Source organism: Halomonas sp. THAF12, assembly GCF_009363675.1.
Taxonomy (GTDB): domain Bacteria; phylum Pseudomonadota; class Gammaproteobacteria; order Pseudomonadales; family Halomonadaceae; genus Halomonas; species Halomonas smyrnensis.
Genome location: NZ_CP045399.1, coordinates 2,362,869 through 2,377,974 on the forward strand (window position 1 = coordinate 2,362,869; position 15,106 = coordinate 2,377,974).

Genomic DNA, 15,106 nt, shown 5'->3' on the forward strand with positions numbered 1-15,106 from the left:
ATGGGAGCCCGCCTGGCTCAATGCCAACCCGGGCCGGTGTCGCCTACGTCGCGTCACCTACGTCGCGTCGCCTACGTCGCGTCACCTACGTCGCGTCACCGCATCGAGCGGGGCGTTTGGCAGCGAGCGGCCGACGGGCCGACAGCTGCCCCCGAACGCCAGGCTACGCGGGTCAGGGCGCCGCACACCGCGACAGACCATCGGCCAGGTCCTCGATGACGCCGGCATAGAGGCCCGGGCCCGGCTCGTGGCCGATGCCCAGCGGATCGATGCTCTCCGAGGTATCGACGGGCAGATCCCCGAACACGCTGCGCACCAGGTCCGGATTGAACTGCGGTTCGGTAAACACGCACTGCACATCGAGCGCCGAGACCTGCTCCTGCACGCGGCGAATCCGGGCCGGGCTCGGGTCCGAGGCATCTCCCAGCGAGATCGCCCCGGCCGCCGGCACGCCGAAGCGGCGTTCGAAGTACTGATAGGCATCGTGGAAGACGATGAAGCGTGGCTCGCCGGCCGCCTCGAGGCGCCGCTCCACGTCCGCGATCAGGTCATCCAGCGCCGCCCGTGCCTCCTGCGCATTGTCGCGATAGGTCTCGGCATGTTCGGGATCCGCCTCGGCCAGCGTATCGGCCATGAGCGTCAACCACGCCTGGGCATTGCGCGGATCCAGCCAGGCGTGCGGATCCAGACCGTCATGGTGGTGCTGATGGGCGGCCTCATGCGTGTCCGCGTGGTCGTGGTCGTGGTCGTGGTCGTGGTCGTGGTCGTGGTCGTGGTCGTGGTCGTGAGCATGATCCTCGCCATGATCATGGTCATGGGCGGCGAAGGTCGCGCCCTCGCGGACGTCATGGCGCACCAGCCCGGGGGCATCCAGCAGCTCGACCGTGGTCGCGTCGGCGGCCAGGCTGCTCAACGAGTTCGCCAGCCAGGGCGTCAACGCATCGCCGACCCAGAACACCACGTCGGCCCGGTCGAGCGTCGCGGCTTCCGAGGGCCGCAGGGAATAGCCATGAGGGGACGCGCCGGGCTGGATGACCAGCGCCGGCGTTCCGAGGTCGCCCATGACCTGGGCGGCAAGCGACTGAACGGGGGGAATGTCCACCGCGACACGCGGGACATCGGCCGCCGCAAGGCCCGGAACGGCCAGCAACGAGAGCAATAATGAACGGGGCTTCAGGGGCATGGGAGGGTCTCCTGGTGAGGGGCTCTTTCGGACCCCGAATAAAATGTTATATCATAACATTTTTAGCAAGCCCCGAATCGATTCGGCCTGTGCCAGAGCGACGACGCCCTGCTGGAGCCCCCCATGCCGCTACTGACCCTGAGCGACGTCGGCGTCACCCGACGTGGCAATACCATCCTGGAAGGCATCGACCTGTCCCTGGAACAGAACGAGCTGGTCACCATCGTCGGGCCGAACGGCTCAGGGAAGACCACCCTGCTGCGCGTGATCATCGGCGCCCTGGCCCCCAGCCAGGGACGGGTGTCTCACGATGCCTCGCTGTCGATCGGCTATGTGCCACAGCGGCTGCACATCGATCCCACCCTGCCCATGACCGTGGCTCGCTTCATGGCCCTGCCCCAGCGCCACTCCAGCGACGCCGTGCGGCGCGCACTGGAGCAGGCCGATGCGGCCGGGCTTGCCGACAGGCAGATGGCCGGCCTCTCGGGCGGTCAGTTCCAGCGCGTGCTGCTGGCCCGTGCCCTGCTGACCTCCCCGGACCTGCTGATTCTGGACGAGGCCAATCAGGGGCTCGATCACCGCGGCACCGCGGAATTCTACCGCCAGCTCGCCCGGGTGAAACGGGAGCTAGGCTGCGGGGTGCTGATGGTCAGCCATGAGCTGCATGTGGTCATGCGTGCATCGGACCGCGTGGTGTGCCTGAACGGCCGGATCTGCTGTCAGGGACCGCCCGACACGGTGGCCGGCTCATCGGCCTATCGCGACCTGCTCGGCGTCGACGAGCGCGATGCCGTCGCCTTCTATCGCCACGATCACGCGCCCGAGGAGGCGCTTTCCTGATGATGCTCGATGACTTCCTCGTTCGCGCCGCCCTCGGCGGCACCGGCGTCGCCCTGGCGGCCGCACCGCTCGGCTGCTTCGTGGTGTGGCGGCGCATGGCCTATTTCGGCGATGCCACCGCCCACGCGGCCATCCTCGGCGTCGCCCTTTCCCTGGTCCTGTCCACCTCCCTGTTCGCCGGGGTGCTGGCGGTCTCGCTGCTGATGGCGCTGGCCGTGTCGCTGCTGAGCGGACGGGGCTATGCCATGGATACGCTGCTCGGCGTCACCGCTCACGCGGCACTGGCCTTCGGGCTGGTGGCGGTGTCCTTCGTCTCCGGCGTGCGCATCGACCTGATGGGCTACCTGGTCGGCGACATCCTCGCCGTGAGCCGTCAGGATCTCGCCATCATCTGGGGCGGTGCGCTGATGGTGCTGGGCCTGCTGAGCTGGCGCTGGCCGGCGCTTTTGACCTCGACCCTGAACCCGGACCTGGCCCATGCCGCCGGGATCAACCCGAAGCGCGAGCAGCTGGTGCTGACGCTGTCGCTGGCGCTGGTGGTGGCCGTCGCCATCAAGGTGGTGGGCGTGCTGCTGATCGCGGCGCTGCTGATCATTCCCGCGGCCACCGCCCGACCGTTCAGCCGCACGCCGGAGCGCATGGCGATGGCCGCGGCGGCGATCGGCATCCTCTCGGCCAACGGCGGCCTCGTGGCCGCCTATCGGTTCGATACCCCTACCGGCCCCACCATCGTCTGCATCGCCACGCTGCTGTTTCTGTGCACGAGCCTGGCCGGTGCGTGTCGCGTCCGCTCCCGGCCGGCTCGCTCCGAGCGCTAGGCCCGCCCCGCGGGAAGGGCCTCAGCTGTCGGCCTCGGGCCAGTTCCACTGGCTGCGCGCCACGGCGTCGTGGGCGTGCAGGCTCTCGGCGTGCACCACCCTCAGGCGAAAGCCGGCCACACCGGGCTGCTCGCGCAGGGCCCGGTCCAGCCGCCGGGCGGCGTCCTCGCAGAACATCAGGTTCTGGCCGTTGGCCAGGGCGAAGGCCTGCTCGTCGACGCGCTTGACCGCCGTCTGCAGCGCGGTGCCGAGGCTGGCTTCCGCCCGCTCGACGACCTCGACCAGCGGCAGGGTCTCGCCCCCGTCATCCAGCCTCAGCTCGAGATGCGCGCGGCTGCGCTGACTGTGCGGCGTGGCGACGATGCCCTGCTCGCTGCCGAGCCAGCGGCGCACCGCCTCGCGGTCGAGTGCCGCCTCGTCCTCGAAGTCGCGGTCGAACCGCTCCTGGATCAGCTGTCGCGCCAGCCCCGCCGAGCAGGGGCAGGTCGAGGAGTAGCCGATCTCGAGCGACAGCCTCAGCGCGAAGCCGTCCGGCCCGAGCCGGCCGCGCAGCGCGAAGGGATAGGCCTTCCATCCCGCCAGCGGGCTGACCAGCGCCGGCCGGCGCAGCATGGCCTCGCCTTCCAGATCGAGGAAGGCCTCGCGCGAGAGCCCATGATGGCTGTCGAGGAAGTTGGCCAGCACCTCCTGGAGCCGCCCGGGGGTGATCTCCCGGTCGACCAGATGCTCGAGGGCCAGGTAGAGCCGCGACATGTGAATGCCACGCGCCTCGGCGGCGTCCAGGCTGACGCCGGCATGAGCGCGTGCCTGGACCGGTCGGCCCGCCAGCGTCAGCGGCAGATCGATGCCTTCCATGCCGACCCAGGACAGGCGTCCCGGCTGATCGGCGGTACCATCGGCGATATCCATCAGTGGCGTTGTCATCAGGCCTCCTCGGCGTCGAGCTCGGCGGGCGCGAAGTCGGCGAAGGGATCGGGCAACGCGCGCCAGACGTCGTGACCGGCCAGCAGGGTCTCATCATCGAGCAGGCAGCCGTCCAGGGCCTCGCGCATGCGCGCCTCGTCCATGCCCTGGCCGATGAACACCAGCTCCTGGCGCATGTCGCCGAAGGGCTCCTCCCAGACCTGATCGATCGCCTCGAGGTAGCCGGGATCCGTCGGCCAGTCGACCTCGGGCACGGCCTTCCAGAACAGGCCGGCGAAGCCGTAGTGGGCGATGCCGCCGGCCTGGCTCCACTGGCCGGCGAGGCGCGGGCGCGAGGCCAGCCAGAAGAAGCCCTTGGAGCGCAGCAGCCGCTCGCCGAACCAGTCGGCATTCAGCAGCTCATGGAACTTCTGCGGATGGAAGGGCCGCCGCGCCCGATAGGTGAAGCTGGCGATGCCGTATTCCTCGGTTTCCGGCACGTGCTCGCCCCGCATCTCCCGGAGCCAGCCCGGTGCCCGCTGGGCCCGCTCGAAGCTGAAACGGCCGGTATCCAGCACCTCTTCCAGCGGGACCGCCCCCTGGGACATGGCCAGGATCCGCGCCTCGGGATTGAGGCTTCGCAGCACCGCCTCGAGCTCGGCGCGCTGCCGCTCGTCGATCAGGTCGGCCTTGCTGATCAGCAGCACGTCGCAGAACTCGATCTGGTCGACCAGCAGGTCGGCGACGTTGCGCTCGTCGTCCTCGCCCAGGCTCTCACCGGCCTCGGCCAGCGTCTGGGCCTCGCGGTACTGGGCAAGGAAGTTGGCGCCGTCGACCACGGTGACCAGGGTATCCAGGCGCGCCAGTCGCGACAGGCTCTCGCCGTTCTCGTCCTCGAAGGTGAAGGTCTCGGCCACCGGCAGCGGCTCGGAGATGCCCGTGGACTCGATGACCAGCTGGTCGAAGCGTCCCTCGCGGGCCAGGCGTGCCACCTCGATCAGCAGGTCCTCGCGCAGCGTGCAGCAGATGCAGCCGTTGCTCATCTCGACCAGGCGCTGCTCGGCGCGGTTGACCGCGATGTCGGGGACCGGCCCGCCGCTGCTCTCGTCCTGCCGCAGCAGGGCCGCGTCGATGTTGACCTCGCTCATGTCGTTGACGATGACCGCCACCCGACGCCCCTCGCAATTGGCCAGGATATGGTTGAGCAGCGTCGTCTTGCCGGCGCCCAGAAACCCGGACAGCACGGTCACGGGCAGGGGATGAGGCTCGCTCATCGATGTCTCCTTGTTGCCTGATGGCCACGGTCGTCGCCCGCTCCTGGGGGAGCGTGGCTTTCCAGGCCACACAAGATACGTTATAACATAACAAACTGGCAAGAAGACCCGAGCCCCGAGCCGCTTCACGACGGAGATGCCCATGCCGCCATCCTCGCTATTCCCCGCGCCCCTGCCCTGCCCCGACGCCACCGCCCTGGCGCCACGCCCGCTCTCGACGCCTCACTGGGCGGAGGGCGGCGGCATCGAGGTGCTGCCGCGCATCTTCGAGGACGCCATCACGCTGGCCGTGATGCGTCGCCCGGTCGGCAGCGACCTGCTGGCCGGCGCCCTGGCCCAGGCGGAAGCCGGGCGTCCGCTGTCGTTCAACTGGCGCGGTGCGCCCGGCGTCGAGCTGCGCACCGCGCTGTTCGAGACCCTGGCCGCGCCCGCGGCGTCCGTCGCCCTGGTGGAGGACGTCGTGATCCTGGCCGAGGCCATGGCCTTCCTGTTCGATACCGACACGGTGGGCCTGCGATTGCGGCTGCTGGACGCGCCCATGTGCCCGCGCTTCCACTGTGACAATCTGCCGGTGAGGATGGTCACGACCTATCTGGGCCCGGGCAGCGAATGGCTGCCGGAAGCGGCGGTGAATCGCGCCGGGCTCGGGGCGCCGAACGCCGCCAAGCCGGAGATCGTGCGCGACGACGGCGCCATCCGCCGGCTGGAATCCGGCGATGTGGCGCTGCTCAAGGGCAGCGGCTGGATCGGCAACGAGTCGCACGGCCTGGTGCACCGCAGCCCGGCCCTGGCGGAGGGCCAGCCGCGGCTGCTGCTGACCATCGATCCCGGCTGAGGTTGAGCGTCACACCTTCCAGGGCAGCGGCGGCGGCATCAGGCGGTCGCCGTCGTCGTCGGGAATGCGACCGAAGCGCTCGGCGCCCGCCTCCCAGTCGCGCTGGGCCTCGGCGATCTCGGCCTTGCCGTGGCCGACGAAGTTCCACCAGATCAGGATCTCCTCGCCCAGCGGCTCGCCGCCGACCAGGAGGGCACGGCCGCCGGCGGGCAGTGACAGGCTGACGGCGTCGCGTCCACGCCCCAGATAGGCCAGCTCGTTGGGCGCGAACGCCTCCCCGTCGACGCCGATCTCCCCTTCCAGCGACAGCACGCCGTACTCGAAGTCCCGGCGGAGAGGGAGCTCGACGTCGCTCGCCTTCCGGCAGGCCAGGTCCAGCCCGACCAGCTCGGAAAAGGCCAGCGTCGGCGCGCGGCGGCCGGCGAACTCGCCGATCAGCAGGGTGACGTCGGCGCCCTGCGCCTCCCAGGCCGGCAGGGTCGGATAGTGATCGAAGCGCGGGTCGGTGCGTCGGTCGGCCTCGGGCAGGGCGATCCACAGCTGGGCGGCATGCAGGCGGGTCTCGCCGGGCACCGACGCCTCGGTGTGGCTGATGCCGCGCCCGGCGGTCATCAGGTTGACCTGGCCGGGGCGGATCACCTGATGGTTGCCGAGGCTGTCGCGGTGCAGCACCTCGCCCTCGATCATCCAGGTGAAGGTCTGCAGGCCGATGTGCGGATGGGGACCGACCCGCAGGCCGTCGGCGTCGCCCTTGAAGACGCTGGGGCCGGCATGATCGAGGAAGCACCAGGCGCCGATCAGGCGGCGATGCCGGGACGGCAGCACCCGATTGACCGGAATGCCGCCCACATCGGCGGTGCGCGGCGACACGTGCTGGATCCGGCGCTTGCCGTCGACGACCGGGCAGTCCAGCGACGATGCCGGCTCGGTATCCTGAATCTGGGTGCTCATGGACGCGGCCTCCTGAAGAGATGACGATGCCTCGTGCTGAGCATATGGTGCAGAACGTGGCCCCGCCAGCCAGGCGGCGTGCTATTCTCCCCGCTCGTTCAGAGCCCATCCCATCCGCGAAGGAGATTCCCATGACTCAGGCCACCGCTCGCCATATCCTCGTCCCCAGCGAAGAACAGTGCCTGGCCCTCAAGGCCGAGATCGAAGGCGGCCGCGACTTCGCCGAGGTCGCCCGTGAACACTCCCAGTGCCCGTCCGGCCGCCAGGGCGGCGAGCTCGGCAGCTTCGGCCCCGGCCAGATGGTGCCGGAGTTCGACAAGGTGGTGTTCTCCGCCGACCTGAACCAGGTCCAGGGCCCGGTGAAGACCCAGTTCGGCTATCACCTGCTGGAAGTCACCAGCCGCGGCTGAGTGGCTGCTGTGGTACACGAGGGCCGCGTCGGTGTTCCGGCGCGGCCTTTTTCATGAGGCGCCGCCCTGCCCCATCGGCCTAACGCCCCGCGCCTCGAACACCACCCGCACGCGGTGGCCCGTCGCATCGGCCAGGTTCTCGTAGGGCCAGCCCAGCCGCTCCGTCAGCTGAGCGGTCAGCTGCAGCCCCAGGCCGAACCCGCTTTCCCCGGCCGTCTCGCCGGCCTCGGCCGCAGTCGACGGCAGCCGATGATTGTCGATCTGCACCTCAGCGCCGCGCTGGCGAATCACCACCCGCCCCTCCCAGGTGTGCACGAAGGCGTTGCGGATCAGGTTGCCCAGCACGATCCGGGCCGGGGCCTCCGGCAGGCTCACGCGGCAGAATTCGGTGTCGAGCTCGACCGCGACCGCCTTGTCGCGCAGCAGATACTCCAGCTCGGCGACCTGCCCCTCGAGCAGTGCCGCGAGGTCGACGTTGACATCGGGCGGCGCCGCGCCCTCCTCGCGGCTCAGCCACAGCAGGGTCTCGGTGAGGTGCTTCATGGTGGTGCCGGCCCGCTCCATGCGCGCGAACACCTGACGATGGCGCGGGCTCCAGGTCTCGTCATGGGTCTGCTGGAAGCGCCGCAGCAGCTCCAGGTTGTGGCGCAGCACGGTGATCGGCGTGCGCAGCTCGTGGCTGGCGTGTGCCAGGAAGCGCTGCTCCCGCGCCAGGCCGTCGTGGGCCGATTGCAGGCCACCGCGCAGCAGCGCGGCCAGCTCGTTGAGCTCGGGATAGCCGAAGTCCGGGGTCGGTTCCTGCAGGCGCCGGGCATCCAGGCCACGCGCCCAGTGGCCCAGCGCCTGTACCGGGCGCGACACATGGCGCAGCCACCACAGCAGCGCCACCAGCAGCCCCACGGCGATGGCCACGCCCAGCCCCAGCAGCGTCATCAGGCTGTTCAGGGCATCGCGCGGCGGCGGTATGCCCGCGTCGGCCATGCCCGGCTCGGGGGGCGGGACCACCGCGTCCACCACATAGAGCGAGCCGGAGGCCGTCGGATGATGCATGGCGAAATAGAAGGTCGGCCGCTCCGACGGCCCGTCATCGCGGCCCTTGTAGAGGCGCCCGGGCTCGCTCGGCACCCCATCGAAGGCCTGGCGCACCGCCTCGGGCATGGCCTGCCAGCGACCGCTCAGCTGGTAGCCGGCGACCTCCTCGAGGCCGCGGGACCGTTCGCCCTCGAGCCGCCGGGCATAGCCGTCGGCCACCCGCGCCATGTGGGCCAGGGTGATGTTGTCCATGCCGCGCAGGAAGTAGTTGGCACTGAGCAGCGAGTAGCCGACCACCAGCAGCAGCCCCAGCGACAGTCCGCCCAGCAACAGCTGCCCCCTGAGGCTGCCGAGCCGCCTCATGACGACGCCCTGAGCGCCACCCCATGACCGGGCAGCGTCTGGATGAGGCGAGTCGTGAAGGGGGCATCCACCGCCTGGCGCAGATGATAGAGATGGACCTTGAGGCTGTTGCTGTCGGGCACGTCGTCGCCCCACAGCGTGCTCTCCAGCGCCGCGCGCGTTACCACGTGCGGCGAGGCACGCAGCAGCGCCTCGAGCAGCCGCCAGCCGGTGGGCGAGAGATGGATCGACCGCCCCGCGCGAACCACGCGCCGCTCGCCGAGATGCATCTCCAGGTCGGCGCAGCGCAGGCACTGCATCTGGCCACTGCGGCGCTTGGCCAGCGCATGGAGGCGCACCACCAGTTCCTGCAGCTCGAAGGGCTTGACCAGATAGTCGTCGGTGCCGGCCGCGAAGCCGGCGAGCTTGTCGTCGAGGCCGTCGCGGGCGGTGAGCATCAGCACCGGGATATCGCGCCCGGCCTCGCGCAGCCGCTCGCAGACGCGCAGGCCGTCGAGCCTGGGCAGGTGCAGGTCGAGCAGCACCACATCGAACGCCTGTCGCTCGACCAGCGCGAGCCCCGCCGCGCCGTTGGCGGCGTGGTCACAGCAAATGCCCTCCAGCGCCAGATAGTCGATCAGCGTCTCGGCCAGGTCGAGGTCGTCCTCGACCAGCAGCGCGTTCAGCATGACGCCTCCTCGTCGGACGACGGCCAGCAGCGGCGCTTCAGCCACGCCAGCCGGTCGGCGATGTCATGCTGCACGACCAGCAGGCTGGGGATCAGCACCAGGGTGATCACGGTGGCGAACATGATGCCATAGGCGAGCGACACCGCGGCGGGGATCAGGAACTGCGCCTGGCGCGAGGTCTCGCCGAGCAGCGGCATCAGCCCGGCGAAGGTGGTGACGGAGGTCAGCAGCACGGCCCGCAGGCGGTCGCGACCGGCCTGGCCGATCGCCTCGCGCACCTCGACGCCCTCGCGGCGCAGGGCGTTGAAGCGAGTGACCAGCAGCAGGCTGTCGTTCACCACCACCCCGCTCAGGGCGATGATCCCGTTCAGCGACAGGATCCCCAGCGCCAGGCCGTTGACCCAATGGCCCAGCAGCGCGCCGACGACGCCGAAGGGGATCGCGGTCATGATCAGCAGCGGCTGCACGTAGGAACGCAGCGGAATCGCCAGCAGCATGAAGATGGCCAGCATCGCCACCAGGAACACGTGCTGCATGGAGGTCTGCGTCTCGGCCTGCTGCTCGGCCTCGCCGGCGAAGTGGATGTCGAGCCCCGGATACCGGGCCTCCAGCATGGGCACCGCATCGCGGCGCAGCTGCGCCACCAGCTCGGAGGAAGACAGCAGCGCCTTGTCGACGTCGGCGCTGAGGTAGACGGCGCGCTGGCCATCGATACGGGTGATGGTGTCGCGGGTCATGTCCTGGGTCAGGGTCGCCACGCTGGCCAGCGGCACCACGTCGCCGTCGGGGGTGCGCACCTGCGATTCGATGACGTCGGCCACGCTGTGCCGCGCATCGTCGGGGTAGCGGACCTTGACCTCGATCTCGTCGTCGCCGCGCTGGTAGCGCTGCACCACCCGGCCGCTGAAGGCCTGGCGCACCTGGGAGGCCAGGTCGTCGGTGGTCATGCCCAGCGCCAGTCCCTGGGCATTCAACGCCAGCCGCAGCTGGGGCTGGGAGGGATCGAGGTTGTCCTCGATGCCGCTGACCGCCGCGATGCCGGTCAGCGTTTGCTTGAGCGACTCGCCGGCCCGCTCCAGGGTCTCGTCGTCGGAGGCGCGCAGCTCGATACGCAGCGCCTCGGCCATCTCGCGCACGTGCTGGATACTCAGCGAACGCGCCCCTTCGGGCACGCCGGCAAGCTCGCGCCAGCGGCGCGTGAAGGTCGCGATGTCATAGGACGCATCGCTCCTCAGCTCGACGGTGAGCGAGCCCTGCTGCACGGAGGTCGAGAGTACCTGCAGATGGGCGATGCCGCTGTCGCCCTCCCCGGTGAGCGAGCGGTCGGCCTCGCGGGCCTCGTCGGCCAGATCGTTCAGCGCCTGGTGGGTGAGACCCACGCTGGCATCGCCATGCATCGTCAGAGACGCGTTGACGGTGTCGCCCGGCACCTCGGGGAAGAAGCTCATCCGCAGCAGGCCGGTGAACGGCATGCTCAGCACCATCACCAGCAGGGCGACGAACAGCGTGACCACGGCGTAGCGATGCACCAGGGCGATATCGATCAGCGGGCGGTAGCAGCGCTCGGCGAACCAGTCGAGCCCGCCATCGGCGGCGGACTGCACCCGCCGCCAGGCCCGCGTCAGCGCCCGGCGCGCCGGCCGCTGACGCGTGTTCACATGCGCCAGATGCGCGGGCAGGATCAACTTCGACTCGATCACCGAGAGCACCAGACAGATCGCCACCACGGTGGCGAACTGGGCGTAGAGCTGGCCCAGGTGACCGCTGATGCGCGACAGCGCGAAGAACGCCACCACCGTGGTGGCCACGCCGAACAGGGTCGGCACCGCCACCACCCGGGTGCCGAGGATGGTATTGTCCAGGCTGTCGCCTCGCCGCTGGCGCGTGGCATAGACGCTCTCCCCCACCACCACGGCATCGTCGACCACGATGCCCAGCGCCATGATGAAACCGAAGGTGGTGAACATGTTGAGCGTCAGCCCGGCCAGGCCGTCGCCCATGAAGAACAGGGTGCCGAAGAAGATGAACGGCAGCCCCATGGCCACCCAGAAGGCCACGCTCAGGTTGAGGAACACCGCCAGCAGCAGGAACACCAGCACGATGCCGGTGATGGCGTTGTTCACCAGCAGCGATAGCCGCTCGAGGATCGACTGGCTGCGATCGAACCAGGTGTCGAGCTCGACGTCGTGAGGCAGGCTGGGGTCGGCCCGCCAGTCCTCGATCACCCGCCGCGCCGCCGCCACCGAATCGGCGATGTCGCTCTGCCCGGTGGTCACCACCTGCAGGGCGATACTGGTGCGCCCCTCGAAGCGTGACAGTACCGGGTCCTCGTCGTCGAAGGTGTCGCGGACATCGGCGACCTCGCCGAGGCGCAGGATACGCCCGCTGTCGGTGGTCAGCAGCGGCAGCCGGGCGAAGTCGCGCGCCTGATAGGCCTGCTCCGAGGCCTTCAGCTGCAGGTAGAGGTCGTCGTTGCGCAGCGTCGCCGTCATGGCGTTCGAGGAGCCATCGTTGATCGCGTCCTCGACGTCGGAGAGCGATAGCCCGTAGGCCTGCAGCACCCCTTCGCGGATCTCCACCACCATCATCGGATCCTGCCAGCCGGAGAGGCTGACCTCGCCGATCTCCGGCTCGCGCAGCAGCCGCTTCTTGAGCCGCATCGACAGCGTCTGCAGGGTCTCGCGGTCGGCATCGCCGTGGAGCTGGAGCCACAGCGCATGATCCTCGCGGCGATCCTTCTCGATCACCGGGTTGTCGGCATCGGTCGGGAAGGTCGAGATGGCATCGACGCGGTTCTTGACGTCGCGCATCAGGGTGTCGAGGTCATAGCCCGAGACCATGTCGACCGTCACCGTCACGCCGCTGCCGGTCGAGCTGCTGGTGACGGTGTCGATGCCCTCCACGTCCTCCAGCTCCTGCTCGATCTTGATCGCCAGCCCTTCCTCGGACTGCTTCGCCGAGCCGCTGTCGTACTCGACGCTGATGGTCAGGCCGTCGGGCGCTAGGCTAGGAAAGGCCTCGCGGCGCAGCTCGCCCATGCTCATCACCCCCAGCGCCAGGACCAGCACCATCAGCAGATTCGCGGCAATGGGGTTGGCGGCGAACCAGGCGATCGGGCCTCGGGAATGGCCGCTGTCACGCATTGTCATCGGCCTCCACCGGGGTCACCGCCATGCCCGGCAGGTAGCTGTTCAGGGGATGCGACACCACGCGATGCGTGCCCTCGGCCAGCTCGGCGGGCGGACGCACGTAGAGGTAGTCGCGGTCGGAGAACAGCGGGGCCACGGCGACGCTGGCCAGATGATCGTCCTCGGTCAGATACCAGATCTCGCCGGCCTGGCTCAGCGCCGAGGGCGGCAACCGCCACAGGCCATCGACCCGGCGGCCCTCGAGGCTGACCTCGAGGAAGGTACCCGGCATGAGCGCCGGCGTCTGCGCCAGCGGCGCATCGACCGCCACGATCAACGAGCGCTGGCGATCCTCGTCGAGGTGTCGCTCGCTGCGCAGCACCCGCCCCTGCCACTGCTGGCCGGTATCCACGGCACTCAGGGTCACGACCTCGGACGCGACCTCGCCGCTCTCGGGATCCTCCAGGCGCGCCCACTCGCTGGCCGAGAGCGCGACCGCGATCTCGACCCGATCGGTGCTGTACAGGGTCGCCACGCTGCCGCCCGCCTGAAGATAGCTGCCCGGCGCCACGTCGCGGCTCACCACCAGGGCGTCGAAGGGCGCCTCGATGCGGGTATCGGCGAGATCCTCCCGAGCGCTGGCCAGGGCCCGCTCGGCCTGCTTGACGTCGGCACGGGCCGCCGCGAGCTGAGGCGCGCGCAGCACCAGCGGCGAATCCGGCTCGCCATTCAGCCCGGAGCGCTGCCAGTCACGACGGGCCTGCTCGCCCTCGCGCTGTTCCTCGAGCAGCGAGACACGATGGGTCGCCAGCGTCGCCTCGGCCTCGGCCACGGCCTCCTGATAGGCCTGATCGTCGAGGGTCGCCAGGGTCTCGCCGGCGGGCACCACGCGGCCGCTGGCGAAACGGTCGCTCAGGCGTTCCACCCGGCCCGAGACCTGGGCGGTCAGCTCGAGTTCATGGTGGGGCGACGCCTCGCCGTAGCCCTCGACGCGAGGCTGATAGCGACCCGCGGCCACCTCGACGACGGAGACATCGGGGCGCACGGCGGTGTCCTGCTCCGCCGCCTGTCCCGCCCCCTGCCCGGGTGCCCCGCCGGGCGGGCCGCCGGGCGGGCCGCCGGCGGCCGAACCCATCCTCGCGGCGATGAAGGCCACCACACCGGCCAGCACGACCAGGGCCAGCAGCAAGGGAATCCATCGGGAAGGTCGTACGTTCATTCGTTCACTCCGAGCCCCAGGGCCAGTCCCAGGTCAATGCGGTTGGTCAGTCGGCTCTCGATCAGGTCGTTGCGGCTGGCTTCGAGATCGTAGGTCTGCTGCTGCACGTCGAGCAGGTCCACCAGGTCGACGAGGCCGGCGCGGTAGCGCTCGGTATATTGCCCAAGGCTGCGGCGGGCGCTCGCCAGCGCCTCGGCGGTATCCGCCTGACGCCGGGCCAGCGAGGTCTCGAGGCCGATGGCATCCTGCACCTCGCCCACCGCCTCGAGCAGCGTTTCGCGATAGGCCTGATAGGCCTGAGCGGCCTCCAGCTCGGCGATGTCCGCCGCCGCCTTGAGCCGCCCGCCCTGGAACAGCGGTGCGGTGAGCTGGCCCAGCAGCGACCACAGGGGATCGCCGAGCAGGGCCTCGTGGGGCGTCTCGGCGACGTCCTCCAGCGCCGCCGTCACGTCCAGCGAGGGCAGCAGATCCTTGTAGGCCACGTCGGTGCGGCGCTCGGCGGCTTCGATCGCCGCATAGGCGGCCTGGAGGTCCGGACGCCGCGCCAGGGTCTGCTCCGGCAGCTCGGGGCGCACCAGCAGGGTCTCGGGGAAGTCGTCCGGCACCGCGATCCGCTCGGCCGAGGAACGCCCGAGCATTTCCGCCAGCGAGCGACGCCGCTGGGCCAGCGTCTCTCGCTGCTCCTCGAGCGTGGCCCGGGCGCTGGCGACGTTGCTGCGCGCCGTGTCGAGCTCCTCGAGGCTACCGAGGCCCGCGCGATACTGATCGATGATCAGCGCCTGGTTGGTCTTGAGGGTCTCCAGGCGGCGCGACTGGATCGCCACGGCGCGTCGCTGTGCAATCAGGCCCACCCAGGCGCTCATCACCTCCCCGGCCAGGGTGTCTCGCGCGGACTGGTAGAGCCCCCGTTCCTCGGCGACGTCCGCCATGGCGGCGGCCTGTTCGTCGGCGAGCTTCCCCCACAGGTCAACCTCCCAGTCGATGCTGACGCTGCCCGTGTAGCCGGCCGCGGCGTTTTCGTCACGGGAGCCTGACAGCCCCGCTTCCAGGCCCGGCCAGCGGTCGCCCGTGGTCTGACGCAGCTCGGCCTGGCGGGTGCGCAGCGTCAGCCAGGTCTGGCGCAGCCCGGGATTGGCGACCAGGGCCTCATGCACCAGCGCCACGAGATTGTCCGACGGGGTCAAGGCGTCGAGCGAACCGGCGTTCTCCGCCTCCGACAGCGCGGGCCAGGCGGTCACCTCCGAGCGATCCGCCTCGGCCCGATCGGCGAGGCCGCCATCGGCGTGATCGAACGTGCTGCAGGCCGACAGCAGTAGCGTCAGGGGCAATACCCAGACGGGCAGCCAGGAACGGTGGGGCATCTCGGCAGGCTCCGAAGGCACAGGGCAGCCGGCATGCGCCGGCCAGAAAATGTCGAGGAATGATGCACAATAATGAGGCAAGAGAATGTTAACGAATTCAGCAAATACGCCGCCGTTCGAG

At 69.9% G+C, this 15,106-nt stretch carries 13 protein-coding genes; 4 read left to right on the plus strand and 9 right to left on the minus strand.

The features are described from left to right. Positions 1–172: 172 nt before the first annotated feature. Positions 173–1,183, minus strand: coding sequence for a zinc ABC transporter substrate-binding protein (locus tag FIU88_RS10850; protein ID WP_152479246.1), 1,011 nt, complete (start codon positions 1,181–1,183; stop codon positions 173–175). 123 nt (positions 1,184–1,306) lie between these two features. On the opposite strand from FIU88_RS10850, the gene FIU88_RS10855 reads away from it, so the two are divergent. Continuing rightward, on the plus strand, positions 1,307–2,023 hold the full coding sequence (locus FIU88_RS10855) for a metal ABC transporter ATP-binding protein (protein ID WP_152479247.1): 717 nt from the start codon (positions 1,307–1,309) through the stop codon (positions 2,021–2,023). Then, positions 2,023–2,841 carry a metal ABC transporter permease gene (locus tag FIU88_RS10860; RefSeq protein WP_216647272.1) on the plus strand — a complete coding sequence of 273 codons (819 nt, stop codon included), beginning with the start codon at positions 2,023–2,025 and terminating at the stop codon, positions 2,839–2,841. The genes FIU88_RS10855 and FIU88_RS10860 overlap by 1 nt, the downstream gene beginning before the upstream one ends. 21 nt (positions 2,842–2,862) lie before the next feature. On the opposite strand, the gene folE2 is transcribed toward FIU88_RS10860, so the two are convergent. Next, positions 2,863–3,765 (minus strand): GTP cyclohydrolase FolE2, encoded by a 903-nt coding sequence (gene folE2 / locus FIU88_RS10865; RefSeq protein WP_152479248.1) that lies wholly within the window; start codon positions 3,763–3,765, stop codon positions 2,863–2,865. Further along, the gene (zigA, locus tag FIU88_RS10870; RefSeq protein ID WP_152479249.1) at positions 3,765–5,018 is read right to left on the minus strand and encodes a zinc metallochaperone GTPase ZigA; all 1,254 of its coding nucleotides are present in this window, start codon (positions 5,016–5,018) and stop codon (positions 3,765–3,767) included. The genes folE2 and zigA overlap by 1 nt, the downstream gene beginning before the upstream one ends. 142 nt (positions 5,019–5,160) lie before the next feature. Here zigA and FIU88_RS10875 point away from each other — a divergent pair, with 142 nt between their 5' ends. Then, entirely contained in the window at positions 5,161–5,853 is a 693-nt protein-coding gene (locus FIU88_RS10875; RefSeq protein WP_152479250.1) for a DUF1826 domain-containing protein, read from the plus strand. Positions 5,854–5,862: 9 nt separating this feature from the next. Here the strand turns inward: FIU88_RS10875 and FIU88_RS10880 are convergent, their stop codons facing one another. Next, positions 5,863–6,804, minus strand: coding sequence for a pirin family protein (locus FIU88_RS10880; protein WP_152479251.1), 942 nt, complete (start codon positions 6,802–6,804; stop codon positions 5,863–5,865). A gap of 131 nt (positions 6,805–6,935) precedes the next feature. Here FIU88_RS10880 and FIU88_RS10885 point away from each other — a divergent pair, with 131 nt between their 5' ends. Then, positions 6,936–7,214, plus strand: a complete 279-nt coding sequence (locus FIU88_RS10885) for a peptidylprolyl isomerase (protein WP_016855385.1) — start codon at positions 6,936–6,938, stop codon at positions 7,212–7,214. Between the two features lie 51 nt (positions 7,215–7,265). Here the strand turns inward: FIU88_RS10885 and FIU88_RS10890 are convergent, their stop codons facing one another. The 5 genes from FIU88_RS10890 to FIU88_RS10910 are packed head-to-tail and all read right to left on the minus strand — an operon-like array spanning position 7,266 to position 14,985. Beyond that, entirely contained in the window at positions 7,266–8,609 is a 1,344-nt protein-coding gene (locus FIU88_RS10890) for a HAMP domain-containing sensor histidine kinase (RefSeq protein WP_152479252.1), read from the minus strand. Then, positions 8,606–9,277 (minus strand): response regulator transcription factor, encoded by a 672-nt coding sequence (locus FIU88_RS10895; RefSeq protein WP_016855387.1) that lies wholly within the window; start codon positions 9,275–9,277, stop codon positions 8,606–8,608. Before FIU88_RS10895 ends, FIU88_RS10890 begins: the two co-directional genes overlap by 4 nt. Next, complete coding sequence (locus tag FIU88_RS10900) at positions 9,271–12,426, minus strand: efflux RND transporter permease subunit (RefSeq protein WP_253742508.1); 3,156 nt, start codon at positions 12,424–12,426, stop codon at positions 9,271–9,273. Before FIU88_RS10900 ends, FIU88_RS10895 begins: the two co-directional genes overlap by 7 nt. Next, a complete protein-coding gene (locus tag FIU88_RS10905; RefSeq protein ID WP_253742510.1) occupies positions 12,413–13,624 on the minus strand; it encodes an efflux RND transporter periplasmic adaptor subunit in 1,212 nt (403 codons plus the stop codon). The genes FIU88_RS10900 and FIU88_RS10905 overlap by 14 nt, the downstream gene beginning before the upstream one ends. After that, positions 13,621–14,985: a TolC family protein gene (locus FIU88_RS10910; protein WP_152479253.1), complete on the minus strand. Its 1,365-nt coding sequence runs from the start codon at positions 14,983–14,985 to the stop codon at positions 13,621–13,623. Before FIU88_RS10910 ends, FIU88_RS10905 begins: the two co-directional genes overlap by 4 nt. Between the last annotated feature and the right edge of the window lie 121 nt (positions 14,986–15,106).